This is a genomic window from Janthinobacterium sp. GW822-FHT07H11 (assembly GCF_058798615.1).
Genome location: NZ_CM179507.1, coordinates 5,484,365 through 5,507,652, shown reverse-complemented (window position 1 = coordinate 5,507,652; position 23,288 = coordinate 5,484,365). Strand labels below are relative to the sequence as shown.

23 protein-coding genes and 1 other RNA gene are annotated in these 23,288 nt (G+C 64.6%); 9 read left to right on the top strand and 15 right to left on the bottom strand.

What is annotated here, in order from left to right:
* Nucleotide 1 precedes the first annotated feature (1 nt).
* The 8 genes from AC3RCJ_RS24325 to AC3RCJ_RS24290 form a co-directional block, all read right to left on the bottom strand.
* Entirely contained in the window at nt 2-367 is a 366-nt protein-coding gene (locus AC3RCJ_RS24325; RefSeq protein ID WP_492963569.1) for a DUF3325 domain-containing protein, read from the bottom strand.
* Nucleotides 367-1,998 (bottom strand): PepSY-associated TM helix domain-containing protein, encoded by a 1,632-nt coding sequence (locus AC3RCJ_RS24320; RefSeq protein WP_492963509.1) that lies wholly within the window; start codon nt 1,996-1,998, stop codon nt 367-369. Before AC3RCJ_RS24320 ends, AC3RCJ_RS24325 begins: the two co-directional genes overlap by 1 nt.
* Complete coding sequence (locus AC3RCJ_RS24315) at nt 1,995-2,342, bottom strand: DUF3649 domain-containing protein (RefSeq protein ID WP_492963511.1); 348 nt, start codon at nt 2,340-2,342, stop codon at nt 1,995-1,997. The genes AC3RCJ_RS24320 and AC3RCJ_RS24315 overlap by 4 nt, the downstream gene beginning before the upstream one ends.
* Nucleotides 2,343-2,344: 2 nt before the next feature.
* On the bottom strand, nt 2,345-3,091 hold the full coding sequence (locus AC3RCJ_RS24310) for a DUF4198 domain-containing protein (RefSeq protein WP_492963513.1): 747 nt from the start codon (nt 3,089-3,091) through the stop codon (nt 2,345-2,347).
* A 49-nt stretch (nt 3,092-3,140) separates the two neighbouring features.
* Nucleotides 3,141-3,284, bottom strand: a complete 144-nt coding sequence (locus tag AC3RCJ_RS24305; RefSeq protein WP_492963515.1) for a hypothetical protein — start codon at nt 3,282-3,284, stop codon at nt 3,141-3,143.
* A gap of 186 nt (nt 3,285-3,470) precedes the next feature.
* Nucleotides 3,471-5,894: a TonB-dependent siderophore receptor gene (locus AC3RCJ_RS24300; protein WP_492963517.1), complete on the bottom strand. Its 2,424-nt coding sequence runs from the start codon at nt 5,892-5,894 to the stop codon at nt 3,471-3,473.
* Between the two features lie 86 nt (nt 5,895-5,980).
* A complete protein-coding gene (locus tag AC3RCJ_RS24295) occupies nt 5,981-7,078 on the bottom strand; it encodes a FecR family protein (protein ID WP_492963519.1) in 1,098 nt (365 codons plus the stop codon).
* Nucleotides 7,079-7,086: 8 nt separating this feature from the next.
* The gene (locus AC3RCJ_RS24290; RefSeq protein ID WP_492963521.1) at nt 7,087-7,638 is read right to left on the bottom strand and encodes a sigma-70 family RNA polymerase sigma factor; all 552 of its coding nucleotides are present in this window, start codon (nt 7,636-7,638) and stop codon (nt 7,087-7,089) included.
* A 129-nt stretch (nt 7,639-7,767) separates the two neighbouring features.
* Here AC3RCJ_RS24290 and AC3RCJ_RS24285 point away from each other — a divergent pair, with 129 nt between their 5' ends.
* Nucleotides 7,768-9,399: an alpha-D-glucose phosphate-specific phosphoglucomutase gene (locus tag AC3RCJ_RS24285; protein WP_492963523.1), complete on the top strand. Its 1,632-nt coding sequence runs from the start codon at nt 7,768-7,770 to the stop codon at nt 9,397-9,399.
* 110 nt (nt 9,400-9,509) lie between these two features.
* Here AC3RCJ_RS24285 and AC3RCJ_RS24280 read toward each other — a convergent pair whose 3' ends face one another.
* Together AC3RCJ_RS24280 and AC3RCJ_RS24275 are read right to left on the bottom strand one after the other, a co-directional pair.
* Nucleotides 9,510-11,048 (bottom strand): POT-type proton-dependent oligopeptide transporter, encoded by a 1,539-nt coding sequence (locus AC3RCJ_RS24280; protein WP_492963525.1) that lies wholly within the window; start codon nt 11,046-11,048, stop codon nt 9,510-9,512.
* 118 nt (nt 11,049-11,166) lie between these two features.
* Nucleotides 11,167-11,721, bottom strand: a complete 555-nt coding sequence (locus AC3RCJ_RS24275; RefSeq protein WP_492963527.1) for a GNAT family N-acetyltransferase — start codon at nt 11,719-11,721, stop codon at nt 11,167-11,169.
* A 99-nt stretch (nt 11,722-11,820) separates the two neighbouring features.
* Between AC3RCJ_RS24275 and AC3RCJ_RS24270 the strand changes: the two genes are divergently transcribed.
* Nucleotides 11,821-12,375 (top strand): PadR family transcriptional regulator, encoded by a 555-nt coding sequence (locus AC3RCJ_RS24270; protein WP_492963529.1) that lies wholly within the window; start codon nt 11,821-11,823, stop codon nt 12,373-12,375.
* Nucleotides 12,372-13,610 (top strand): MFS transporter, encoded by a 1,239-nt coding sequence (locus AC3RCJ_RS24265; protein WP_492963531.1) that lies wholly within the window; start codon nt 12,372-12,374, stop codon nt 13,608-13,610. Before AC3RCJ_RS24270 ends, AC3RCJ_RS24265 begins: the two co-directional genes overlap by 4 nt.
* A 4-nt stretch (nt 13,611-13,614) precedes the next feature.
* Here the strand turns inward: AC3RCJ_RS24265 and AC3RCJ_RS24260 are convergent, their stop codons facing one another.
* The 3 genes from AC3RCJ_RS24260 to groES form a co-directional block, all read right to left on the bottom strand.
* Nucleotides 13,615-14,127, bottom strand: a complete 513-nt coding sequence (locus tag AC3RCJ_RS24260) for a hypothetical protein (RefSeq protein ID WP_492963533.1) — start codon at nt 14,125-14,127, stop codon at nt 13,615-13,617.
* A gap of 209 nt (nt 14,128-14,336) precedes the next feature.
* Nucleotides 14,337-15,986, bottom strand: a complete 1,650-nt coding sequence (gene groL, locus AC3RCJ_RS24255) for a chaperonin GroEL (RefSeq protein WP_128142111.1) — start codon at nt 15,984-15,986, stop codon at nt 14,337-14,339.
* A gap of 50 nt (nt 15,987-16,036) precedes the next feature.
* Nucleotides 16,037-16,327, bottom strand: coding sequence for a co-chaperone GroES (gene groES / locus AC3RCJ_RS24250; protein ID WP_010400979.1), 291 nt, complete (start codon nt 16,325-16,327; stop codon nt 16,037-16,039).
* Between the two features lie 523 nt (nt 16,328-16,850).
* Here groES and AC3RCJ_RS24245 point away from each other — a divergent pair.
* From AC3RCJ_RS24245 to AC3RCJ_RS24225, 5 genes are all read left to right on the top strand, one after another.
* Nucleotides 16,851-17,597: a hypothetical protein gene (locus AC3RCJ_RS24245; RefSeq protein WP_492963536.1), complete on the top strand. Its 747-nt coding sequence runs from the start codon at nt 16,851-16,853 to the stop codon at nt 17,595-17,597.
* 129 nt (nt 17,598-17,726) lie between these two features.
* Nucleotides 17,727-18,017, top strand: a complete 291-nt coding sequence (locus AC3RCJ_RS24240; protein ID WP_332870889.1) for a DUF904 domain-containing protein — start codon at nt 17,727-17,729, stop codon at nt 18,015-18,017.
* Nucleotides 18,017-18,328: a cell division protein ZapA gene (locus AC3RCJ_RS24235; protein ID WP_034747344.1), complete on the top strand. Its 312-nt coding sequence runs from the start codon at nt 18,017-18,019 to the stop codon at nt 18,326-18,328. Before AC3RCJ_RS24240 ends, AC3RCJ_RS24235 begins: the two co-directional genes overlap by 1 nt.
* A gap of 189 nt (nt 18,329-18,517) precedes the next feature.
* Nucleotides 18,518-18,695, top strand: a non-coding RNA gene (ssrS, locus tag AC3RCJ_RS24230) — 6S RNA.
* Between the two features lie 89 nt (nt 18,696-18,784).
* Nucleotides 18,785-19,249, top strand: a complete 465-nt coding sequence (locus AC3RCJ_RS24225) for an EVE domain-containing protein (RefSeq protein WP_492963539.1) — start codon at nt 18,785-18,787, stop codon at nt 19,247-19,249.
* Nucleotides 19,250-19,256: 7 nt separating this feature from the next.
* On the opposite strand, the gene lgt is transcribed toward AC3RCJ_RS24225, so the two are convergent.
* Entirely contained in the window at nt 19,257-20,081 is an 825-nt protein-coding gene (gene lgt / locus AC3RCJ_RS24220; protein WP_492963541.1) for a prolipoprotein diacylglyceryl transferase, read from the bottom strand.
* Nucleotides 20,082-20,160: 79 nt separating this feature from the next.
* The gene (locus AC3RCJ_RS24215; RefSeq protein WP_492963543.1) at nt 20,161-21,072 is read right to left on the bottom strand and encodes a LysR family transcriptional regulator; all 912 of its coding nucleotides are present in this window, start codon (nt 21,070-21,072) and stop codon (nt 20,161-20,163) included.
* 170 nt (nt 21,073-21,242) lie between these two features.
* Here AC3RCJ_RS24215 and ilvD point away from each other — a divergent pair, with 170 nt between their 5' ends.
* Nucleotides 21,243-23,108: a dihydroxy-acid dehydratase gene (gene ilvD, locus AC3RCJ_RS24210; protein WP_492963545.1), complete on the top strand. Its 1,866-nt coding sequence runs from the start codon at nt 21,243-21,245 to the stop codon at nt 23,106-23,108.
* The last annotated feature ends 180 nt before the right edge of the window (nt 23,109-23,288 follow it).

Genomic DNA, 23,288 nt, shown 5'->3' with positions numbered 1-23,288 from the left:
TTCACAGGAGGACCAGCGCCACGACCGCCAGGATGGCCGCGCCGCCGGCGCCGCGCCCCAGGCGCATGGCGTGGTGCGGGGCGTACGGCAGCAGCCAGATGAGCAGCAGGCCGCAGCCCGTCAGGCAGCCGACCCACGCCACCAGGCCGTAGCCATAGCCGGCGCTGTGCATGGCCCAGGCCAGGGCGGCCGCCAGCGCCAGCCACCCCGTCCAGCGCAGGCGGCGGCGCAGCGGCGCGGGCGGCTCGGCGCCGCGCCCGTGCAGGTCGGCGTAGTGGCGGTCCATGGCCAGGCACAGCGCCGACAGGCCCGCATAGCACAAGGCGAAGACAAGAAAATTCGCGAGGAAGTTCGACAGCAGCTCCATCACGCGGCCTCCATCGTCGCCGGCGCCGGCGACGGCTTGGCGGCCGGCGTAGCCTTGGACGCTTTCGCCGGCAGCGGTTTCAATTTGAACGCCGCATACGCCAGGCCCAGGCCCAGCACCAGCACCACCAGGTCGAAGGCGGCCACCGCCACGGGGCCGCGGCCCAGGAACAGCGTGACGCCCAGGTGCGAATCGCTCGTGAAGACGTTCAGCACGGGCAGGGCGCACAGCAGGAAGGCGCCGGCGGCCAGCTGCAGGCGCCACATGGCGCGCGAGGGGCGCAGCTGGGCGATGATGGCGGCCAGGGCCCAGGCGCCGAAGAAGCAGGCGATTTCCTCTTTCGGCCGGTCTTCCATGGCCACCGGCAGCAAACGGTTGGCCCAGAAGTAGGCGCCGAAGGCGATCGGGATGCCGGCGATGGCGCCGATGTTGAGCGCCTCCACCAGGCGCAGGCCGAAGCTGGGACGCTTGCCGGCGGCCAGCGCCTTGGCCTGTTTCTGGCGCGTCTTGACGGCCCACAGCAGGGCGCCCGTGGCGACCATGGCGCAGCCGGCCAGGCCGGACAGGAAGAACAGGGCGCGCAGCAGCGGTCCGCCGAAATGCGCGACGTGCAGTCCGACCATCACGCCTTGCGTGGCGGCGGCGCCAGGCTGCGCGTCGCCATCGGTAGCCAGCAGCTTGCCGGACACGCCATCGAATTCCATCGATGGCTGCTTCGACGACATGTCGCGTCCGCCGGCGCGCGTCAGGGTGATGGTGGCGTTGGCGTCGCCCGGATGGTTCACGGAGATGCGCTCGACCTTGCCGCCCCAGTGCTGTTCCGCCTGGCGCACGAGGGGCGCGATCGGCGTCAGGGGCGCGGCCACGCCGGCCGGCTTGCTGTCGCCCGAGCGGCCCGGGAACGCTTCGGCGAAGAAGGCGTCCTGGTCGCCCTTGTAGGCGGCCGTGGCGCCGGACGGCATGTACAGGAACATCAAGGTGACCAGGCCCGTGTAGGTGATCATGATGTGGTAGGGCAGGGCCAGCACGGCCGTCACGTTGTGCGCGTCCAGCCACGAGCGCTGGCCCTTCTTCGGCCGGAAGGTAAACAGGTCCTTGAAGATGCGCTTGTGCGTGACGATGCCGCTGATGATGGAGACGAACATGAACATGGCGCAGAAACCGACGATCCAGCGGCCCCAGATGGCCGACATGTAGTGCAGGTCGAAATGCAGGCGGTAGAGGAATTCGCCGCCGCGCGTCTCGCGCGGCTTGGACAGCACCTCGCCCGTGGCCGGGTCGGCTTTTTCGCTATGAAAATTGCCGCGCCGTCCGCGTTTCTTTTCGCCCGGTTGCGACGGTTTGCTCCAGCCCAGCTGCGTGGCGGGATTGCGTTCGCCGGGCAGGCTGATGAACCAGCGCGTGGCGCCTGTGGCGCGCTCTTCCATCGCCTGTTGCGCGACGGTGGCCGCTACTTCCGTCGTCACGTCGCTGGCGGCGGCGCCGTGCAATTCGGGCTGCATCCACAAGGTGATTTCATTGCGGTAGTAGCTGGCCGTGCCGGCGCAAAACACCAGCAGCAAGATCCAGCAGACGAGCAGGCCGGACCAGGTGTGCAGCCATGCCATCGACTGGCGGAAACCTTCTTTCATGCGAGACTCCAGGATAGTGCGTCCATCGACTGCAGGATGGCGGCGATGACGGCGGCGGGAATCAACAGGCCCAGCCACGCGCGCAGGGCGCTGCCGGTGGCGAAGACCCACATCACGGCGCAGGTGTAGACGGCAAACGACAGCAGGGTGGCCGTCATGACGGCTTCGGAACGGGCCATGGGCAGGCTCACGGACAGCAGCATGGTGACCAGCGCGGCCAGCACGTAGCCGCCGACGATGGCGGCCACGCTGCGCGAGGCCACGCCGAGGCGGTAGAGCGCACCGGCGGACAGCCGCAGGCGCGCGATTTTTTCAGCGGTTTCAGTATGGGCTGGCGCTTGCATGGTCAGTCGTGATCCTTGCTCGGTGGCAGGGCCGGGCCGGCCGGCAGCGGCGTCACGCCTTGCGGCTGCAGCAGGCTCAGGGTGGTCACGAACATGGCCTTGTCATAGGCTTGTGTGCCGCGCTGGCCGGCCGTTTTGTCCGTGTGCTGCACTTCCAGTACATAGGTGCCCTGCCATGGCAGTGGGAAGCTGACCAGGCCTTGCGCATCGCTCCACGCTTCCTTGCCCCAGCCCGATTGCACCACGGCGTTGACCTTGGCTTGCGCCAGCGGCTTGCCCTGGTAGCTGACCTGGAACTGGCCCGGCGTGCCGGTCGGCACCAGGTCCAGGGTCAGCGCGGGCGCTTGCGCCTTGCCGTCGGCGACCAGGCGCGCGGCGGGCACCCACACGGTGCGCGTGCTCTTGCCATCCTTTTTCTCTTCCCACGACGGGTAGTTGTCTTCCTCGACGATGATGCTTTCGCCGGCGCTCACCTTGCCATTCAGGACGAACGCGCCGGCCGTCTTGCTTGCCTGCAGCGGCTGCGCGCCCTTGGCCGATACCCACGTCACGTTCTTGATGCTGAACTTGTCGAGCAGCCCGGGCGACGCTTCGCGCAGGTTGTCGCCGAATTCGCCGAAGTACACGCTGGCCGCCTGGCCGTCCTGCTGCAGCCAGATCTGGTGCGCGCTGGCCGTGCCGGCAACGAGGGCTGCGCCCAGCAGGGCGGTGGCGAGGGCGCCGAGGCGCGCGATGGAAGTGATGTGCATGGTGTATCCCTTGTTTTGTTATGAGTAACGTGGTTGCCGCAGCGGTGCATCAGTAGCGGGAAGTGGCGCCGACAGCGCCGGCCGGCGAACGTGCTCGCGCCATGAAACGACCTTTTTCGTTATTGATATGGGAGGCTTGCTTGGCGGGAATGCCTGGCTGGCGCAGCGTGTCATCCAGCTGCGCATCAGCCATGCCGTCCTGGCCAGCGATGGCAGGCGGGACATGCGGGATGCGGACTCCGAACGGAATCCAAATGTGAATGAGAACTATTCTTATTATAGTGTGGAGTTGCGAGACATGCAAGAGTGCGATGCGGCAATGATGCCGCCCCGGCCGCAGGCATGCGGCGGCCGGGGCGGCTGCGCGCCAGGTCTACGCCTACAAGGTCGGCGTGTAGCGCACGGTGAGGATGATGTTGCGCGGTTCGCCGAAGTAATTGCCGCGGCGCAATTCTCCGGTGGCGGCCCAATAGGCCTTGTCCGTCAGGTTGGCGATGCTGAGATTGGCGCTCCAGTTGCGGTTGAATACGTACGAAGCGCGCGCATCCCACACCGCGCGTCCGCCGTTGCGGAAGCGCACGTCGGGATTGTCGTCGGCCCGATAGACATAGCCGCTTTGCGCCGAGACGCCGCCGCCGATGGTCCAGTGGTTCCACGCGCCGGGCAGGCGGTAGCTGGTCGACAGGCGCAGCATGTGCTTGGGCGTGACGGTGGGCGGCGTTTCATCGCCTTCGCCGCGCGCGATATTGTAGGTGTAGCCGGATGACAGCTGCCAGCCCGGCAGCACTTCGCCGCTGGCGTCCGCGTCGATGCCCGTGCTGCGGATGGGGCGGCCATTGCGGTAGCAGCTGCCCGTTACGTCCCACTTCAGGCAATCGTCGTTGCTGGCCTCGTCGTACACGGCCGTGTCGCGCTTGTTGATGCGGAAGGCGGCCAGCGCCACGTTCAGGCGCCCGTCGTACAGCTCGCCCTTCACGCCCGCCTCATAGGTGTCGCCGACGACGGGTTTCAATGGCTGTCCGTCCAGCGTGTAGTACAGGCTTTGCGGCTGGAAGATGCTGGCGTAGCTGCCGTACACGGACCAGCGCTTGTCAAGGTCGAGCACCAGGCCCGCGTACGGCGTGAATTCGCGGCTTTCCTTGTAGCGGCTGACGGGGTCGGTCTCCAGCTTGCCCGTGGTCTGCTTGTCGAACCAGCTCAGGCGTCCGCCCAGCAGCAGATGCAGCTGCGGATTGAGTTCCCAGCGCGTGCTGGCGTAGGCGCCGTAATGCTGCTCGTTCAGGTGCGGCAGCGAGTCCCAGGCTGGGCGCGTCGGGCGGGGCAGCAGCGTATTGTTCGGATGAAAGACGTCGAAGGGCAGGCCGGGCGAGGTCGAGGCCGCGTGGTCGTCGGTGAGGGCGCGCGAGGCGTTCATGCCCAGCAGCACCTCATGCCTGCCGCCCCAGGCCTGGAAGCTGCCGCCCACGTTGGCGTCCAGGCCCGTGGTGACGATGTCTTGCTTGCGGTAATTGACCGTGTACAGGCGGGCTCCCTGCTGCGTGGCGGGGTCGACGCTGCCGCGCACGATGGCCGCCTGCTGGTCGAAGGCCCCATACGTGCGGTTGATGGCAACTTTGGCCTTCCAGTCGCCGCCAAAGCGGTGTTCGAGGTCGGCAAACAGTTCGCCGATGGTGGCGTCGTGGCGGTTCCAGTCCTGCGCCAGCGAGGTCGAGCGACGGATCGGCAGGGTGGCGCCGTCGCTGTAGCGGGGCAGGCCGAACAGCCAGTAGCCGTCCGTCACCGTGTGCTGGCGGCGCGCGCCGGCGCGCACGGTGGTGGCGGCGTCAAGGTCCGCTTCGACGATGCCGTAGAACAATGGCATGCGGCTGTGCGCCGCATCATAAAAGAAATCGCGGTCTTCATAGGCGAGCAGCGCGCGGCCGCGCACGGTGCCGGCCGCGTTCAGCGGCGCGCCCGCATCGAGCTCCACGCGGCGCTGCTGCCAGCTGCCCACGGTGGCCGTCACATCGGCATGGGCTTCGGCGCGGGGGCGCTTGCGCACCAGGTTGGCCACGCCACCCGGCGTGCCGGCGCCGACGATCAGGCCGGCCGAGCCGCGCAGGATTTCCACGCGGTCATACACGGCCATGTCGGGGATCAGCCAGCCCGTGGCATTGTCGGAAATGCCGGGCATGCCGTCGATCAGGTAAGACAAGGCATTGCCGCGCGACAGGAATTCATGCGAGCCGAAGCTGCGGTTCATGCGCGTCAGGCCCGTGCTTTGCTCCAGCACCTGGTCCAAGGTGAACAGGTTCTTGTCATCCATCTGCTGGCGCGTGACGACGGACACCGATTGCGGCGTCTCGCGCAGCGAGCGCTCGGCGCCCGCCAGGGTTACGGCGCGCGTTGTATAGGAAGCCGTGCCTTCGCTGGTGGCCGTGCGCTCGCCATTGGCCGTCACGGTGATTTCCGACAGCGTGGCCGTCTCGCCCGTGGCCTTGGGCGCGGCCTTGATGATGACGGCGCTGCCGTCGATCGAGGCCTGCAGGCCGCTGCCCGCCAGCAGGCGGTCGAGACCGTCGCGCACGCTCAAGGTGGCGCTGACGGCGGGCGCCGTCTTGCCGGCCACCAGCTCGGGGGCGAACAGCAGTTGCAGATTGGCTTGCCGCGCCAGTTCATTCAGGGCCTGGCCCAGCGGCTGGGCGGCGATGGCCAGTTTGACGGTGGGCAAGGCTTGCGCCTGCGCCAGTGGCAGGGTGCCTACGGCCAGCATGGCGGCCAGGGCGAGGGGGGCGGGTGTCAGATTGAAGCGGGGGGACCACATGCAGCATTCTCCAGGTTAATTGCTTGTCGATTCACCTGGTAGACGCGGCAGCAGATCAAATCCTCACCTGCGAATGCGACTTATTTTTATTTATTTTGTTGCAGATGCATGGCCGGCGCCTGCGCCGGCATTCTTGCCGCCATGCGGATCTCGCTGGCGGCACCATCGCGTACGACGTGTACGGGCAAGAGCTGCGGCAGGGCGGCGGCGAAGCGGTCCAGCTGGGCCAGGCTGAAGCTGCCGCCGATGCGCAGGCGCGCCACGGCGGGATCGCGCACGATGAAACCCGTGTCGCCATAGCGCTCGAATTCGGCCAGCGCCGCGCCCAGCGGCACGTTGTCGAAGGTGATCCTGCCGTCGCGCCACGGCGCCACGCTGCCGGGGGCCAGGCTGGCGACGGCGGACAGGCGGCCGCTGGCATCGCTGCTGACGCCCTGGCCGGCCGTCAGGTCGACCTGCTCTTGCCGCGCGCCCGCCACGCGCACATGGCCATGCTGCACGGCCACGCGCAGCTGGCCGTCGTGTTCGAGCGTGTTGCGCACGGAAAACTGCGTGCCCACCACCGTGACTGTCACCGGGCCGCTGAGCACGTTGAATGGCTGGCCCTGCTTCGCTTGCACCTGGAACAGCGCCTCGCCCTGCGCCAGGCGCACTTCGCGCCGCTGGCGGTACACGGTGACGTGCAGCTGCGTGGCCGTGTCGAGCTGCAGCTTGCTGCCGTCGGGCAGGGACACGGCCAGGCGCTGGCCCCGCGCCGTGGCGTACGACTGGCTGAACACGGCTTGCTGCTGCCACCACCGGTAGCCGCCCGCGCCCACGCCGAGCAGCAGCATGGCGGCGGCCGCATACGGCAGCGCGCGCAGCCAGTGGCGGCGGGGAGCGGACACTGGCGCAGGGGGCGCCGGGGGCACCGTCCAGCGCGCGGCGAGCTGCGCGGGAATCCGCCGCGCCGCGCGGTGCGTATCTTCTAGCTGCGCATACGCGTGGGCGTGACGCGCATCGGCCGCCAGCCAGACGGCAAACTCGGCCTGGCCTTGCGCATCGATCTGGCCGCGCCGGCTGAACCAGGTGGCCGCCGCCAGCGCCAGCGGGTCTTGCGTGGCGGCAAAAGCGGCATGTTCGCGCAAGTCCGCCTCGTCCTGGGCGGAAGGGCCGAAAGCGTGGCGTGGCGGGAGGGCGGTCATGGGCGCCATTATGTGGCTTCCCGCAAAGATTGCAACTGCGCCTGGCAACTGAGCATGCCGCGCGCGATATGTTTTTCCACCATGCTCACGGATATGCCCATGCGCGCGGCGATCTGCGCGTGCGGCAATTCTTCGAACACGTGCAGCACGAAGGCGTCGCGGCAGCGGGGCGGCAGCGCGTCGATGGCGGCCACGCAGGCTTGCCAGTCCCGGCTGCTTTCGAGCGCCTGTTCTGGCTGCAAATACAGCGGCCCTGGCGGATGCGCCGCTTCCGGCAGGGCGTCCAGTTCCTCGTGCTGGCGCAGGGCGGCGCGGCGGTGACTGTCGACCATCAGGTTGCGCGCCGTGTGGTACAGCAGCGCGCGCGGTTCGCGCACGGCTTGTTCGCCCGCCTCCTTGCCCTTGTCCTGCACGCCCAGCACGCGCGCATAGCTTTCCTGCACCAGGTCCAAGGCCGCTTCGCGGTTGCGCAGGCTGCGCCAGCAGAAATTCAGCAGTTCTTGGTAATAGCGTGCAATCACGGCGTCCGATGGTTGAGTCAGCAGCCAAGCATGCCGCATATGAGAATGATTCTCATTATATGGCATGCCGGGATGTCGCGCTAAGCGGCTTGCCGTACCGTGGCAGGCGTACAACGCTTTGCCTGGCGGCCCGCATGCGTTAACATGGGAAGTTAATAGGGAGGCAACATGGCTATTCAAATCATCAATACGGCACCGGTTGCGGGCCAGCGGCCTGGCACCTCGGGCTTGCGCAAGAAGGTAGCGGCCTTCAGTGCTCCGCAATACCTGGAAAACTTCGTACAGAGCGTGTTCGACACGCTGGGCGACTGCCGCGGACAGACCCTGGTGCTGGGCGGCGACGGGCGCTATTACAACCGCGCGGCCATCCAGACGGTGCTGCGCATGGCGGCTGCGCACGGCTACGCGCGCGTGCTGCTGGGCCAGGGCGGCATTTTGTCGACGCCGGCCGTCAGCTGCGTGATCCGCAAGCATGGCGCCAGCGGCGGCATCATCCTGTCGGCCAGCCATAATCCGGGCGGCCCCGATGGCGACTTTGGCATCAAGTACAACATCGCCAATGGCGGCCCGGCGCCCGAGAAGGTCACGGAAGCCATGTTTGCGCGCACGCAAACCATCACCGAGTACCGCATCAGCGATGCGGCCGACATCGACCTCGACGCCCTGGGCACCGTGCGCATCGAGCAGATGACGGTCGAAGTGATCGATCCGGTTCTCGATTACGCGGAACTGATGCAGCAGCTGTTCGACTTCGACGCCATTCGCGCCCTGTTCGCGGGCGGCCTGCGCATCTGCTTTGACGGCATGCACGCCGTCTCCGGCCCGTACGCGACGGCCATCCTGGAAGGCATGCTGGGCGCACCGAAGGGCAGCGTCATCAACGGCGTGCCGCTGGAAGACTTCGGCGGCGGCCATCCGGACCCGAATCCCGTCAACGCACAGGAATTGATCGCCATCATGGCATCCGACGATGGCCCCGACTTCGGCGCCGCCTCGGACGGCGACGGCGACCGCAACATGATCGTCGGCCGGCGCTTCGACGTCACGCCGTCGGACAGCCTGGCCATCCTGGCCGCGAATGCCAGCGTGGCGCCCGGCTACCGCGCCGGCTTGAAGGGCATCGCCCGCTCCATGCCCACCTCGGGCGCGGCCGACCGGGTCGCTGGCGCGCTGGGCATCCCCTGCCACGAGACGCCGACGGGCTGGAAATTCTTCGGCACCCTGCTCGACGCCGGCTTGGCCACCCTGTGCGGCGAGGAAAGCTACGGCACGGGATCGAACCACGTGCGCGAAAAGGATGGCCTGTGGGCCGTCTTGTTCTGGCTCAACCTGCTGGCGGAGAAAAAGCAGTCGGTGGAAGAGATCGTGCGCGCGCATTGGGCCACGTACGGCCGCAATTACTACTCGCGCCACGACTACGAAGACATCGACAGCGCCGGCGCGCGGCAGCTGATCGAGGCCGTGCGCGGCCAGCTGGCCGCCTTGCCGGGCCAGGTATTCGATGGCTACACGGTGGCGCTGGCCGACGATTTCAGCTACACGGACCCGGTCGACGGCTCCGTGGCGACGCAGCAGGGCATCCGCATCATCATGACGGATGGCGCGCGCATCGTGCTGCGCCTGTCGGGCACGGGCACCGAAGGCGCCACCCTGCGCCTGTACCTGGAGCGCTACGAGGCCGATCCGTCACAGCACGCGATCCCCACGCAGCAGGCGCTGGCGGGGCTGATCGCCGTGGCCGAGCAGGTGGCGCAGATACGCGCGCGCACGGGGCGCGACGCGCCGAGCGTGACGACGTAAAAAAGGGCGCGTAGGTCGGATTAGCGTGGCATCGCCACGCGTAATCCGACGACATTGTCAGCAGCGTTGTCGGATTACGCCCTTTGGGCTAATCCGACCTACTTGTATGATTACGCCTTGCCCGGGACAGCCGCGTGGCGGTAGTTGTCGACCATCTTGTAGCGCTTCGCATACAGGCCGAAGGCCAGCATGGCAACGGCGGCAAAGGCGGCGAAGAAGAACATCTGGAAGGCCGTCACGCTGATGCCGCTTTCGGCGATCTTGCCGATCACGCCTTCGTTCATGACGCTGCGGTTGACGATCAGCACCCACAGGTTGCCCACCGTGGTCGACAGATTCCAGAAGCTCATGATGGCGCCCTTCATCGACACGGGCGCCTGGCTGTAGGCAAACTCCAGTCCCGTGGCCGAGACCAGCACCTCGCCGAACGTCAGCAGCGCGTATGGCAGGATCTGCCACATGATGGAGACGGCGTTGCCGCTGTCGAGGGCCAGCTGCAGCAAGCCGATGACGATCCACGCCAGCGAGGAAAAGCCGATGCCGGCCGTCATGCGGCGCAGCGCCGTCGCTTCCAGGCCGAAGCGGTTGAGCATCGGGTACAGCACCAGGTTGTTGAACGGGATCAAGAGCATCACCAGCATCGGGTTCAGCGCCTGCATCTGCGCCGGCAGGAACCAGCTTGGTTTTTCCATGGTGTTCGCTTGCACGATCCAGGTCGAGGCCTTCTGGTCGAACAGCGAGAAGAACGGCGTGACGAGGGCGAAGATGACGAGGATGCGCAGCACGGCGCGCACGCCTTCGACGGCTTCGTCGGGGTGGATGCCGCGCGCGCGTTCGAGCTGCATGGCCGTGCCGATGCTGCCGAAGGCCAGCAGCAAGACCAGCGCGGTACATGCGGAAATCACGAAGCCCCATTCGGGAATGCTGTAGAACGCATACAGGGCGCCGATCACGCCGACGTAGGCCACGTACAGGCCAGGGCGCGAGCCGCCGTCGACGCGGGCCAGCAGGGCCGTGCGGGCCACGCGGGTGAAGGAATCGGGATTCGGCGGTGCCGGCGGCACGTGCACGTATTTCTTGGCGCCCATCCAGAAGACGACGGTGGCTGCCAGCATCATCAGGCCCGGGATGCCGAAGGCGATCGACGGACCATACTTCTTCAGGAACAGCGGCATCAGCAGCGAGGCGAAGAAGGAGCCGAAGTTGATGATCCAGTAGAACAGGTCGAAGACCAGCTTGGCCTTGTGCTTGTTGGTCTGGTCGAACTGGTCGCCGACGAACGAGGCCACCAGGGGCTTGATGCCGCCGGAGCCGAAGGCGATCAGGAACAGGCCGAAATAAAAGCCGTTGACGCTGTTTTCAAACAGGGCCAGGCAGGCGTGGCCCGCGCAATACACGAGGCTGAGCCAGAAGATGGTGTTGTACTTGCCGAAGAAGCGGTCGGCCAGCCAGCCGCCCAGCAGCGGGAAGAAATACACGCCGATGACGAAGGTGTGGAACACGTGCTTGGCTTCGCCCGTGCGCTGGTCGATCGGGATCATCAGCAGCAGGGTGCTGATGAGGAATGGCGTCAGGATGTTGCGCATGCCGTAAAAGCTGAAGCGTTCGCAGCCTTCGTTGGCGATGATGTACGGTATTTGCCGCGGCATTTTGCCCGTGGCGGTGTGTGTCTCGGCCGATGACATTGGCTCTCCCCCAAGTTTTTTTTGTAAGCCGCGATGCTAAGGCCTGCCGCGTTTGCTTGCAACAGAAAAAACGGCCTGTTCCCTATTTCGCAGGGATTTGTAAGGTATTGATTTTCATAAAGACATTACTTTCCGTGCCCGCCCTGGCTGGCCGCGGCAATAGCAATTGCATTTGCAGCATAGCGCCCTGCACCCCGTCGGCCAGGGCAAAGCCGCAGCCCAGGTATAGCGACTGCGCCGCATGGTTATCGTGCGCCACGGCCAGGCGCAGGCGGGCCAGTTCGGGAATGGCGCAGGCGTACGCGATGGCGGCCCGCAGCAGTTGCCGCGCCACGCCCCGGCCGCGCGCCTGCGGCGCCACGTACACGCCCCACAGGCTGGCTTTGTCATGCACGACGGCGATCGGTTCGCGGCGCAGGCCGGCGATGGCGATCAATGCTTCATTCTCGAAAGCGCCGAATATTATTTGGTTTTGCGTCACGCGCAAGCGTTCGGCGATCCGTGCCAGCGGCAAGCTGCTTTCCAGCGCATGCGTGGTGCAGAAGGCGGCCGGCAATTCGGCGATGCCGGCCAGGCGCAAGGCGCGGTAGGCGGGCGCGTCGTCAGGCGCGAGGGGGCGGACGGTGGTGGCGGGCATGTGGGCGAGTATCGGGCCTCGATGCCAGAAAGTAAACCTTGCATTGCAGTAGCTTCAATCTTAAGATATATCTTATTGCGATATATCTTAAGGAATGCCATGTCCCTTGTTCTTTGCGGCACGCACCCGCTGCGCGCGGCAGCCCATAGCCACGGCCATGCGCCGGGTGCCGCTGCCAGCATAGCCAACCCGGTCCCGGCCGCGCGCGGGCCGAAAATGTTTGATGCGGGCACCTTGCGCTACCTGGTGCTGCAATTGATCGCCGACAAGCCGCGCCACGGCTACGACATCATCAAGGCCATCGCCCAGCGCGCCGGCGGCGCGTATGCCCCGAGTCCCGGCGCCATCTATCCGCTCATGCACGGCCTCGTGGGCCACGGCTACGTGGCCGTCAGTCTCGATGGCAACAAGAAACTGCACAGCATCACGCCCGAAGGGCTGGCCTTCCTGGCGGCCAACCGCGCGTATGTCGACGCCATCGCCGCCAAGGTAGGGACGCCCGCGCAAGGGGAGGACGACTTGCGCCACCTGATGCACGAACTGAAGGCGGCCGTGCTGGCGCGCGGGCGCGCGGGCGATGCGCAGGCTAGCCGCCTGGACGCCATCCGCGCCATCCTGCGCCAGGCCCGCGCCGATATCGAGGCGCTGGCATGACGCCCGCGCCCGTACCCCTGCTGACGCCGGCGCGCGAGCGCGCGATGCTGTGGCTGCTTGCGCTGACGCAATTTACCGTCATCATGGATTTCATGGTGATGATGCCGCTGGCACCCCAGCTGATGCAGGCTTTCCACATCGGCCCGGCCGCCGTCTCCGGCGCCGTCTCGGCCTACGCCTGGTGCGCGGGCCTGTCCGGCTTGCTGGCGGCCACGTATATCGACCGCTTGGACCGCAAGACACTGCTGCTGACGATGTTTTGCCTGTTCACCCTGTCGAACCTGGCGTGCGCGCTGGCAACCAACTTCCATGTGCTGCTGTGGTCGCGTGCCTTTGCCGGGCTGACTGGCGGCGTGCTGGGCGCCATCGTGATGGCCATCATCGGCGACGTGATTCCTTCCGAGCGGCGTGGCGCGGCCACGGGCGTCGTCATGACCTCGTTTGCCATGGCGGCCGTGGGCGGCGTGCCGATCGGCGTGGTGCTGGCCGCCCACTTCGGCTGGGCTTCGCCGTTTTTCCTGCTGGTCGCGCTGTCGCTGCTGGTCTGGCTGGGCGCGGCGCGCGTGCTGCCGTCGTTGACGGCGCACATGGGCGCGGCTGCCACGCCGCTGCGCCAGGTGCTGCCGAATCTGCTGGCGCTGTTCCGCGAACGGCGCCACCTGCAAGCGTTTGCCTTGTCCATTGTCAACATGACGGCGGGCATGCTGGTCATCCCCTTCATTTCGCCCGTGCTGGTAGGCAATATGGGGCTGGCGCCGGCCGACGTCACCTGGGTCTACCTGGCGGGCGGCTGCGCCACCATCTTCACGGCGCGCCTGATCGGGCGCTGGGCGGACCGGGCCGGCAAGCAGCAGGTGTACCGCTGGGTGTCCTTGCTGTCGATCGCGCCGCTGCTGTTCATGACGCACTTGCCCCAGTTGCCGCTGCTGGGGCTGATGCTGGCGTTTCCCTTCTTTATGGCCCTCGTCTCGGGACGCACGATACCGCTGCAGGCGCTGCTGACGACCATCCCCGAGCCGCACAAGCGGGGCGCCTTTCTCAGCGCCAATTCGGCCCTGCAAAGCCTGGGCAGCGGCCTGGGCGCCTGGCTGGGCGGCCTGACCCTGCAGACGGACGCGGCCGGCCACATCAGCGGCTATGGCATCAATGGCTGGCTGGCGGCGGCGTTGTCGCTGTGGACGGTGTGGTGGGTGGCGCGCGTGCGCGGCGCGGCGCCGCAGGGGGCGCCCGCATAGGGAATTACTGGGTGGCGATGCGCTGCATGGGCGCATTGTCCTTGCGCCATTGTTCCAGGCTGATCAGCTCACCGCTGACGACGTCGTCGACGAGGATGCGCTTGCCATCCTGGGAAACGACGAAACTCTCCCAGCGGTGCGCCGCGTCCGGCGTGTTTTCCACAAAGTTCAGGTCATAGTAGGGCTTGCCATCGATAAGGCGCGCATCGGGCGACGTTTCCATCACGGCGCCATGGGCGCGGCCGCCGCTAGCCTTTTCGATATGCGCCGACCAGGCCTTGATTTCCGGCAAAGCCATCAGCGCATCGACGGCGCGCGCATTCTGTTCCTGTGCCGCTGCCGGGCTGCTCGCGGCCGGGGCATGATCGCCGTGCGGCGCGGACTGCTGGTGCAGGTAGAAAGCGCCGAGGCCGGCGGCCAGCAAGCCGGCCAGGATGCCGGCGATGATGGTGGTTTTGGAAGAAGAGGCGCGTGGCGGCATGATGGTGGCGTGAGAAAGAGGGACGATGGCGGCCATGCTAAAGCAAAACGTGCAGGCGGGCAATCGCCGGGCTTGCCAACGGGCTTGCTAACGGGCTTGCTAAATCGATAGGCGAAAAAAAGCCACCTTCCGTAGAAGATGGCTCTCGGGGCTGCCGGGCAGGCGCAAGCAGCTTTTGGTCTGCCTGTCCCGTCCCGGCGTGTGCGGCCTGTCGCGCCGTCGCCTGCGCGACAGGCCGCGGGACATTACATCATGCCGTCCATGCCGCCCATGCCGCCCATACCACCCATGCCGCCGCCCATGCCGCCGGCTGCCTTGTCGTCAGCGATTTCGCAGACCATGCAGTCGGTCGTCAGCATCAGCGAAGCGATCGAAGCGGCGTTTTGCAGCGCCGAACGGGTCACTTTGGCTGGGTCCAGAACGCCCATTTCCACCATGTCGCCATACGTGCCGTTGGCAGCGTTGTAGCCGTAGTTGCCCGTGCCAGCCAGGACGGCTGCCACGACGACCGACGCTTCTTCGCCAGCGTTTTGCACGATCATGCGCAGTGGCTCTTCCATTGCGCGCAGGACGATCTTGATACCGGCATCTTGATCAGGATTGTCGCCCTTGACCGTGATGTTGGCGCGTGCGCGCAGCAGGGCTACGCCGCCGCCTGGCACGATGCCTTCTTCCACGGCAGCGCGGGTAGCGTGCAGTGCATCTTCAACGCGGGCTTTCTTTTCTTTCATTTCGACTTCGGTGGCTGCGCCAACCTTGATCACGGCAACTCCGCCAGCCAGTTTGGCGACGCGCTCTTGCAGTTTTTCACGGTCGTAGTCCGAGGTCGCTTCTTCGATCTGTACACGCACTTGTTTCACGCGTGCTTCGATCGAGGCAGCTTCGCCGGCGCCATCGATGACGATGGTGTTTTCCTTGCCCACTTCGATGCGTTTCGCTTGGCCCAGTTCGGCCAGGGTCACTTTTTCCAGGGTCAGGCCGACTTCTTCAGCGATCACTTGGCCGCCGGTCAGGACAGCGATGTCTTCCAGCATGGCTTTGCGGCGGTCGCCGAAGCCTGGTGCTTTCACTGCGCAGGTTTTCAGGATGCCGCGGATGTTGTTCACAACCAGGGTGGCCAGCGCTTCGCCTTCGATGTCTTCCGCGATGATCAGCAGTGGACGGCCAGCCTTGGCGACTTGTTCCAGTACCGGCAGCAGGTCACGGATGTTCGAGATTTTCTTGTCGCACAGCAGGACGAATGGGCTGTCCAGGACGGCAACTTGCTTCTCCGGGTTGTTGATGAAGTATGGCGACAGGTAGCCGCGGTCGAACTGCATGCCTTCAACGATGTCCAGCTCGTCGTTCAGCGACTTGCCGTCTTCTACCGTGATCACGCCTTCTTTGCCGACTTTTTCCATCGCTTCAGCGATACGCTCGCCGATCGAGTAGTCCGAGTTCGCCGAGATCGCGCCAACCTGGGCGATTTCCTTGGTCGTGGTGCAAGGACGGGCGATTTTCGCCAGTTCTTCGACGGTCGCGGCAACCGCTTTGTCGATACCGCGCTTCAGGTCCATCGGGTTCATGCCGGCGGCAACGAACTTCATGCCTTCGCGCACGATGGCTTGTGCCAGCACGGTCGCGGTGGTGGTGCCGTCGCCGGCGTTGTCGCTGGTGCGGGAAGCAACTTCCTTGACCATTTGCGCGCCCATGTTCATGAGCTTGTCTTTGAGTTCAACTTCTTTCGCTACCGACACACCATCCTTGGTGACGGTAGGGGCGCCGAACGAGCGCTCCAGCACGACGTTGCGGCCTTTCGGGCCCAGCGTTACTTTGACTGCGTTGGCGAGGATGTTGACGCCTTCGACCATCTTGGCGCGCGCTGCGTCGCCGAATACTACTTCTTTAGCTGCCATGTTCAATTCTCCTGAGTTTCGGGATGTATCTGTCTACAACGTGGAAACAATTACTTGACGACGATCGCCATGATGTCTTCTTCGCGCATGACCAGCAGCTCATCGCCGTCAACTTTGACGGTTTGGCCGGCGTACTTGCCGAACAGGACGCGGTCGCCTACTTTGACATCCAGAGGACGGACCTTGCCGTCGTCGAGAATCTTGCCATTGCCTACGGCAAGGACTTCGCCTTGATCCGGTTTTTCAGCAGCTGCATCAGGAATGATGAGGCCGGACGCAGTCTTGGTTTCCTGGTCGAGGCGTTTGACGATGACGCGATCGTTCAATGGGCGCAGATTCATACAAAACTCCTTAAAGTTCAATGGATAGGTGTTGCTAAATGAATACATGTCGGGCACAGCGCCAGACGTGCTTTCAGTGACCGCCGTTGAAAGCAGCCCGCAACGGTCAAGCAAACCCCAGGTCATCCTGTCCTTGCCTGTCTGCGGCAGTGGTGCATCGCGGCGTCGCCCGCCGCGTAGCGTTCCCTGCAGTGGTCTGGCAAGCACCATCAGTCCTGAGGATAGCTACGAAAGAGTTTGTTAGCACTCTCTACTAACGAGTGCTAATTATAGGGACGGTATGGGTCAACTTCAAGGGCTTATTCAAGGGGAACATATTGATACTTGTTATGCGCAGCCTGCATTTGCACAGGGTTTGCGCTGGCGCAAGCCTTGTTCCCGGGCGTCAGCAACAGCAGCGACTCTAGCATGCCGTACGAATGGGGGGCGTTCCTGTACGCGCAGGAAACAGAGTTTTACTATGGAATTTGATAAGATGATTGCAATTGCATATCATTATCACCACTTGCGCCGAAAGAACACCATGCCATTTCCTGTTTCCCGTCCCGTGCTGCGCCTGCTGGGCGCTAGTGTCATCGGCCTCGCCTGCCTGGGCAATGCCACCGCGCAAACGCCGACCATCGTCGACGAAATCACCGTGGCCACCCTGACGCCGCTGGAAAAGGACATGCTGCTCAATGAACTGTTCAACGACCTCAACAAGGATGACGACGACCAGGAAGCGCATGTGTGGGACAACGGCGGCGACCGTGGCGTGCTGGTGAAGGTCACGTATAACTTCAGCAATTCCGGCATGACGGAGCACAGCCTGAAGGCGCACCTCTGCCGCGACCTGAAATTCGTCGTCACGGCGGGCGACAAGTCGCAAGACCTGAGCCGCCGCACCTGTTCGCAGAACAGCGGCAACTGGGATGTGCAGGGCAAGGACCCGGCGCCCGTCGTGTATCCGCCTTTCCTGTCCGACGTCACCATCGCCAAGCTGAATGCGAAGGAACAGCAAGCCTTGCTGACGGCCGCCGTGCGTACCTTGAAAGATGAAGAGGATGGCAAGAGCCGTGAATGGAGCAACAAGGCACTGGGCAATGCCGTGCCCTTGCGCGTCACTTTGACGCCTTCGCGGACGGACGCCAAACCTGGCAGCTACCACCGTACTTGCCGCGACTTGACGATGGTGCTTGACGGCAAGGGCGGGCAACAGACGCTGGTGCGCCGCTCTTGCGAAAACCGCTATGGCGGACTCGATATCGAACCTGATTACGTCGACGAGTAAAACGCTGCCATCGCGGCGCCGGCGGATGCGTGCAGATGGCGAAAAGCGCCGGAAAAAGCGTGTATTGTCCGCCAACTGCCGTGCATTGATGTAAATATGTGTGACAGCGGCGTGATTCGATTGACGCCCATGGAGCGTCCGCCCTATAGTGGCGGGATGATTTCCGAATTCAATGAATTATCCGACAAAATAGGCCTGCTGGCCGAAATGACCCATGCGCTGCGCCGTGAAAACGCGCAATTGCGCAAGGACAATGCCGCCCTGTCCGCCGAGAACGCCCTGTATGTGCAGCGCATGCGCGAGGCGCAGGAACGCGTGGAGGCCTTGCTGGAAAAAATCCCGGAACTGGTGCAGGCTGGCCTGGAGCAAGCCGCTTCGGAAGCGGGCGCCTATATTGCCGAGAACGAGAAGGAAGCGTAATGCCGCGTGTCGATGTCAATATCATGGGCCAGTCCTACAGCATGGTGTGCCGCGACGGCGAGGAGCGCGCGCTGCGCGAAGCGGCGATCTATCTCGATAGCAAGATGAAGGCCATCCGCGACGCGGGCAAGGTCAAGGGCAACGACCGCATCGCCGTGCTGGCCGCCCTGGGCGTGGCCGCCGAGTTCCTTTCCGTGAAGTCGCCGCAAGGTCCGCTGTCGGAATTGACGATCCTGGAAGTGAAGCAGAAAATCTCGGCCATGCACACGGTATTGGATAGCGCATTGACGCCCCAGGAAAACCTTTTTTAAACACCGAACCAAACCTACTACGCGTCGCGCCTTGCGGCCTGCGATGCTCTCTGTGCATTCGCACAGTTGCGCTTCTCGACCACAATTCATCGCCGCTCGCTACGGTTTTGTTCAGTGTTATTAATTGGATTTTAAGCGGACACGGTACGATTTGTCTTTGCGATGCGCGATCAAAGGAGTAAACTTGGGTCTACCCTGCGGTGTTCGCGATTGCCATATATTCCTTGAACCATTTATGCGCATCGGTTGCGAATTTTGTTTGATGGGAGTGAGCGTCGCTCGTTCGACGAACCCGAAATTGAACTAACGTGACCACCTTGAACCGTTTGGTTCGGGATGCCGGCATAGCGGCACAGGCGGGGCCCAATTTGCAGTACCTTGTAGTACCAACTGAAAACGGTTGCCGCATCATGCGCAACCGTTTTTTTACGTCTGTCGCTTTGATACGGAGTCTGCATGAAACAATACTGGCTGATGAAATCGGAACCCGATGAAGTAAGCATCGACGACCTGATGGCGGCGCCCGGGCACACCTTGCCCTGGTTTGGCGTGCGCAACTACCAGGCGCGCAACTTCATGCGCGACGGCATGCGGGAGGGCGATGGCGTACTGTTTTATCATTCGAGCTGCGCGCAGCCGGGCGTGGCGGGCGTGGCCGAAGTGGCCAGCGGCGCCTATCCCGATCACAGCCAGTTTGAAGAGGGCGGCAAGTACTTCGATCCGAAGGCTACACAAGAGCAGCCGCGCTGGATCAGCGTCGACGTGCGCGGCCTGAAGAAGACGGCGCTGCTGCCGCTGTCCGCCATGCGCCAGATGCCGGAGCTGGAAGACATGCTGCTGCTCAAGAAGGGCAGCCGGCTGTCCATCACGCCGGTGACGCCGGCGCAATGGACGGTGATTACAAGCAAGCTACAGGCTTGACGGTGCTTCAGGCTGCGCGCGCCTTGGTGGGCGGCGTGGCCATGATGCGGCTCTTGTACGACCACGCCAGCAGCGCGATGGCGCCCACGATCATCGGCAGCGACAGCATCTGGCCCGACGTGATCGGCACGCCCAGCCACACGACTTCCCAGTCCGGCGTGCGGAAGTATTCCGTGAAGAAGCGCGCGCAGCCATACAGCAGCGTGAACATGGCGCCCACGGCGATGCGCGGATGGGGCTTGCGCGCAAACAGCCACAGGATGATGAAGACCAAAATGCCGTCCACCAGCATCTGGTACAGCGGCGACGGGTGCACGGGATACGGAATGCCCGGCCATTGCATGGCCCATGGCAAGCCTTCGGGGGCGATCCGGCCCGGCAGTTCGGCATTGATGAAGTTGCCCATGCGGCCGGCCGCGTAGCCGAGCGGCACCAGCGGCGCGATGAAGTCGAGCACGTCGAACAGGTTGCGGCCCGCCTTGCGGCTCCACAGGTACATGGCGACGATGACGCCGAGGAAGCCGCCGTGGAAGGACATGCCGCCATGCCAGACCATGAAGATTTCCAGCGGATTGTGCAGGAAGTATTCGGGGCGGTAGAACAGCACTTCGCCCAGGCGTCCGCCGATCACCACGCCCAGCATGCCATAGAACAGCATGTCGTCGAGGTCTTCCTTTTGCCAGCCCAGCGCGGCGATGTGCGGCTGCCGGATGCGCACACGGCCCAGGGCAATGAACAGGGCAAAGGCCAGCACGTACATCAGGCCGTACCAGTGCACGGCGAGCGGGCCGATTTGTATGGCGATCGGGTCGGGCATCGGGTGTATCAGCATCGGGTTTCTTTCTTTGTGTAAAGCCAAGGTTGCGTAGTATGGCCGCAGCGGCGGTTTTATGTCTTAGCGGCCACTTAATTTAGTTACCAATATTTAATATTTGCGTGCGCAGCAGCGCCAGGAAGCCTTGCAGCACGGCTGACGGATTGTCGCGGCGCCAGGCCAGGCCCGTTTCCACCAGCGGCGTGGCGTCCTGCAGCGGCCTGTATTCTACGCCGGGGCGCATCAGGTTCGATACCGATTGTGGCACAAGCGCGATGCCCATGCCAGCCGAGACGAGGCTGACGATGGTCTGCATCTGGATCGCTTGCTGGCCGATCTGCGGCGTGATGCTGGCGGCGCGGAACACGCCGAGGATCGCGTCGTGCAGGGCGGGAGAAATGGCGCGCGGAAAAATGATCAGGGGCAGGGGCGGCAAGTCCTGCAGGCGCACCGGACCCGGCGTATTCAACAGGCCGAGGCCGGACGGCGCGGCCAGCACCAGCGGCTCGGCCAGCACGGGCAGGTAGTCGAGCGCCTCTTTCGCCTTCTCGGGCAGGGGCGGGATCAACAGGCCCGCATCGGTGCGCCCGGCCAGCAGTTCCTCGAGCTGCAGGTCGGACGTCGCTTCCTGCAGGGCGATCTGCACCTGCGGATAGGCAGTCTGATACGCGCGCAGCAGGGGCGGCAGCACGCTGTAGTCGGCCGACGAGACAAACGCCAGGCTCAAACGTCCCGCCTCGCCCTGCGCGGCGCGGCGTACCAGCGCGGGCAGCTCCTGCGCCTGCGCCAGCAGCCGGCGCGCCTCGGGCAGCAGGGCGCTGCCGGCCGGCGTCAGCTGCACTTCGCGGCGCGTGCGCACGAACAGGGGCGCGCCCAGCAGTTCTTCCAGGGCCATGATGGTCTGCGACAGCGGCGGCTGCGTCATGTGCAGGCGCACGGCGGCGCGGCCGAAGTGCAGCTCCTCGGCCACGGTGACGAAATAGCGCAGCTGGCGCAGTTCAAGGTTCATATGCGTTTCCATGCAGATTGATTGCTGTGATATGCAAAACGACTCACAGACACGCGCATCATATATTTGACAGTAGGGCGTGCGCAAGGCAATCTGACGTACCCCCACTGCATGCAGGGTTTTACTGCAAACCCGCACAGTCAGGCACCAACACTTTTGGAAGGTCCATCATGCCGCAATACCGCTCCCGCACCACCACCCACGGCCGCAACATGGCTGGCGCCCGCGCCCTGTGGCGCGCCACCGGCATGAAGGACGGCGATTTCGACAAGCCGATCATCGCCGTCGTCAACTCGTTCACCCAGTTCGTGCCCGGCCACGTGCACCTGAAAGACCTGGGACAGATGGTGGCGCGCGAGATCGAGGCGGCCGGCGGCGTGGCCAAGGAATTCAACACCATCGCCGTCGATGACGGCATCGCCATGGGCCACGGCGGCATGCTGTATTCGCTGCCCTCGCGCGACCTGATCGCCGACTCCGTCGAATACATGGTCAACGCCCACTGCGCCGACGCCATGGTCTGCATCTCGAACTGCGACAAGATCACGCCGGGCATGCTGATGGCCGCCATGCGCATCAATATCCCCGTCGTGTTTATTTCCGGCGGGCCGATGGAAGCGGGCAAGGTCGTCAAGGTGGTCAACGGCACGCAAAAGATCATCAAGCTGGACCTGGTCGACGCCATGATCAAGGCCGGCGACAGCACGGTGTCCGACGCCGACGTGGCGGAAATCGAACGTTCGGCCTGCCCCACCTGCGGTTCCTGCTCCGGCATGTTTACGGCCAACTCGATGAACTGCCTGACCGAGGCGCTGGGCCTGGCCCTGCCCGGCAACGGCACGATTCTGGCCACGCACTCGGACCGCCAGCAGCTGTTCCTGCGCGCGGGCCGCCTGATCGTCGAACTGGCCAAGCGCCACTACGAGCAGGACGATTACACCGTGCTGCCACGCTCGATTGCCACCAAGGCCGCGTTTGAAAACGCCATGGCGCTCGACGTCTCCATGGGCGGCTCGACCAACACCGTGCTGCACCTGCTGGCCGCCGCGCACGAGGCGGAAGTGGAATTCACGATGGCCGACATCGACCGCATTTCGCGCAAGGTGCCGTGCCTGTGCAAGGTCGCGCCGATGACGGACAAATACCATATCGAAGACGTGCACCGCGCCGGCGGCATCGTGGGCATCCTGGGCGAACTGGCGCGCGCCGGCCTGCTCGACACGACCCTGCCGACCATCCACGCGCCCACGATGGCCGACGCCATCGCGCAAAACGACATCAAGTGCACGGACGATCCGGCCGTGCACCAGCTGTTCCGTGCCGCGCCGGGCGGCGTGCCGACGCAGACGGCGTTTTCGCAGTCGGAGCGCTTCGCTGCCGTCGACACGGACCGCAGCACGGGCTGCATCCGCGACAAGGCTCACGCGTATTCGCAGGATGGCGGCCTGGCCGTCTTGTACGGCAACCTGGCCGAGAAGGGCTGCATCGTCAAGACGGCGGGCGTGGATGAAAGCATCTTGAAATTCTCGGGCAAGGCGCGCGTGTTCGAAAGTCAGGATGCGGCCGTCGCTGCCATCCTGGAAGACACCGTGCACGAAGGCGACGTCGTCATCATCCGCTACGAAGGCCCGAAAGGCGGTCCCGGCATGCAGGAAATGCTGTATCCGACTTCGTACATCAAATCGAAGGGCCTGGGCAAGGCGTGCGCGCTGTTCACGGACGGGCGCTTCTCGGGCGGCTCCTCGGGCCTGGTGATCGGCCACGCCTCGCCGGAAGCGGCCGAAGGCGGCGCCATCGGCCTGGTGGAAGAGGGCGACTTCATCGACATCGACATCCCCGAGCGCCGCATCAACCTGCGCATCACGGACTTTGATCTGGCCGCGCGCCGCGCCGCCATGGAAGCGAAGGGCGACGCGGCCTGGCTGCCCGTCAACCGCGAGCGCTACGTGTCGCAGGCGCTGCAGGCGTATGCGGCGCTGACGACGTCGGCTGACCGCGGCGCCGTGCGCGATCTGTCGCAGCTGAAAAAGCGTTGATTTGTTGCATAAGTGCGACGGCCGGCTCCGTTTGACCGTGCGGGGCCGCTTGTCGTTACATCGCCTTACAAACAACATGGTCAGGCGCGCGCAGATGGGGCAGAATATGAGTGCCTAATCGCTACTACATTGCGTTACTACATTGAAACGCTTGATCTGGGCTCGTGGTGCATCTGCGGA

What these genes read in the sequence shown, in the direction of transcription:
- AC3RCJ_RS24295 (WP_492963519.1), bottom strand. Translation starts at nt 7,078, where the DNA reads ATGACCGCCCTCCCGCCACGCCACGCTTTCGGCCCTTCCGCCCAGGAC.
- AC3RCJ_RS24235 (WP_034747344.1), top strand. Translation starts at nt 18,017, where the DNA reads ATGCCGCGTGTCGATGTCAATATCATGGGCCAGTCCTACAGCATGGTG.
- ilvD (WP_492963545.1), top strand. Translation starts at nt 21,243, where the DNA reads ATGCCGCAATACCGCTCCCGCACCACCACCCACGGCCGCAACATGGCT.
- AC3RCJ_RS24290 (WP_492963521.1), bottom strand. Translation starts at nt 7,638, where the DNA reads ATGCGGCATGCTTGGCTGCTGACTCAACCATCGGACGCCGTGATTGCA.
- AC3RCJ_RS24285 (WP_492963523.1), top strand. Translation starts at nt 7,768, where the DNA reads ATGGCTATTCAAATCATCAATACGGCACCGGTTGCGGGCCAGCGGCCT.
- AC3RCJ_RS24265 (WP_492963531.1), top strand. Translation starts at nt 12,372, where the DNA reads ATGACGCCCGCGCCCGTACCCCTGCTGACGCCGGCGCGCGAGCGCGCG.
- groES (WP_010400979.1), bottom strand. Translation starts at nt 16,327, where the DNA reads ATGAATCTGCGCCCATTGAACGATCGCGTCATCGTCAAACGCCTCGAC.
- AC3RCJ_RS24245 (WP_492963536.1), top strand. Translation starts at nt 16,851, where the DNA reads ATGCCATTTCCTGTTTCCCGTCCCGTGCTGCGCCTGCTGGGCGCTAGT.
- AC3RCJ_RS24270 (WP_492963529.1), top strand. Translation starts at nt 11,821, where the DNA reads ATGTCCCTTGTTCTTTGCGGCACGCACCCGCTGCGCGCGGCAGCCCAT.
- AC3RCJ_RS24320 (WP_492963509.1), bottom strand. Translation starts at nt 1,998, where the DNA reads ATGAAAGAAGGTTTCCGCCAGTCGATGGCATGGCTGCACACCTGGTCC.
- AC3RCJ_RS24300 (WP_492963517.1), bottom strand. Translation starts at nt 5,894, where the DNA reads ATGTGGTCCCCCCGCTTCAATCTGACACCCGCCCCCCTCGCCCTGGCC.
- AC3RCJ_RS24325 (WP_492963569.1), bottom strand. Translation starts at nt 367, where the DNA reads ATGGAGCTGCTGTCGAACTTCCTCGCGAATTTTCTTGTCTTCGCCTTG.
- groL (WP_128142111.1), bottom strand. Translation starts at nt 15,986, where the DNA reads ATGGCAGCTAAAGAAGTAGTATTCGGCGACGCAGCGCGCGCCAAGATG.
- AC3RCJ_RS24305 (WP_492963515.1), bottom strand. Translation starts at nt 3,284, where the DNA reads ATGGCTGATGCGCAGCTGGATGACACGCTGCGCCAGCCAGGCATTCCC.
- AC3RCJ_RS24240 (WP_332870889.1), top strand. Translation starts at nt 17,727, where the DNA reads ATGGAGCGTCCGCCCTATAGTGGCGGGATGATTTCCGAATTCAATGAA.
- AC3RCJ_RS24315 (WP_492963511.1), bottom strand. Translation starts at nt 2,342, where the DNA reads ATGCAAGCGCCAGCCCATACTGAAACCGCTGAAAAAATCGCGCGCCTG.
- lgt (WP_492963541.1), bottom strand. Translation starts at nt 20,081, where the DNA reads ATGCTGATACACCCGATGCCCGACCCGATCGCCATACAAATCGGCCCG.
- AC3RCJ_RS24215 (WP_492963543.1), bottom strand. Translation starts at nt 21,072, where the DNA reads ATGAACCTTGAACTGCGCCAGCTGCGCTATTTCGTCACCGTGGCCGAG.
- AC3RCJ_RS24275 (WP_492963527.1), bottom strand. Translation starts at nt 11,721, where the DNA reads ATGCCCGCCACCACCGTCCGCCCCCTCGCGCCTGACGACGCGCCCGCC.
- AC3RCJ_RS24260 (WP_492963533.1), bottom strand. Translation starts at nt 14,127, where the DNA reads ATGGCCGCCATCGTCCCTCTTTCTCACGCCACCATCATGCCGCCACGC.
- AC3RCJ_RS24225 (WP_492963539.1), top strand. Translation starts at nt 18,785, where the DNA reads ATGAAACAATACTGGCTGATGAAATCGGAACCCGATGAAGTAAGCATC.
- AC3RCJ_RS24310 (WP_492963513.1), bottom strand. Translation starts at nt 3,091, where the DNA reads ATGCACATCACTTCCATCGCGCGCCTCGGCGCCCTCGCCACCGCCCTG.
- AC3RCJ_RS24280 (WP_492963525.1), bottom strand. Translation starts at nt 11,048, where the DNA reads ATGCCGCGGCAAATACCGTACATCATCGCCAACGAAGGCTGCGAACGC.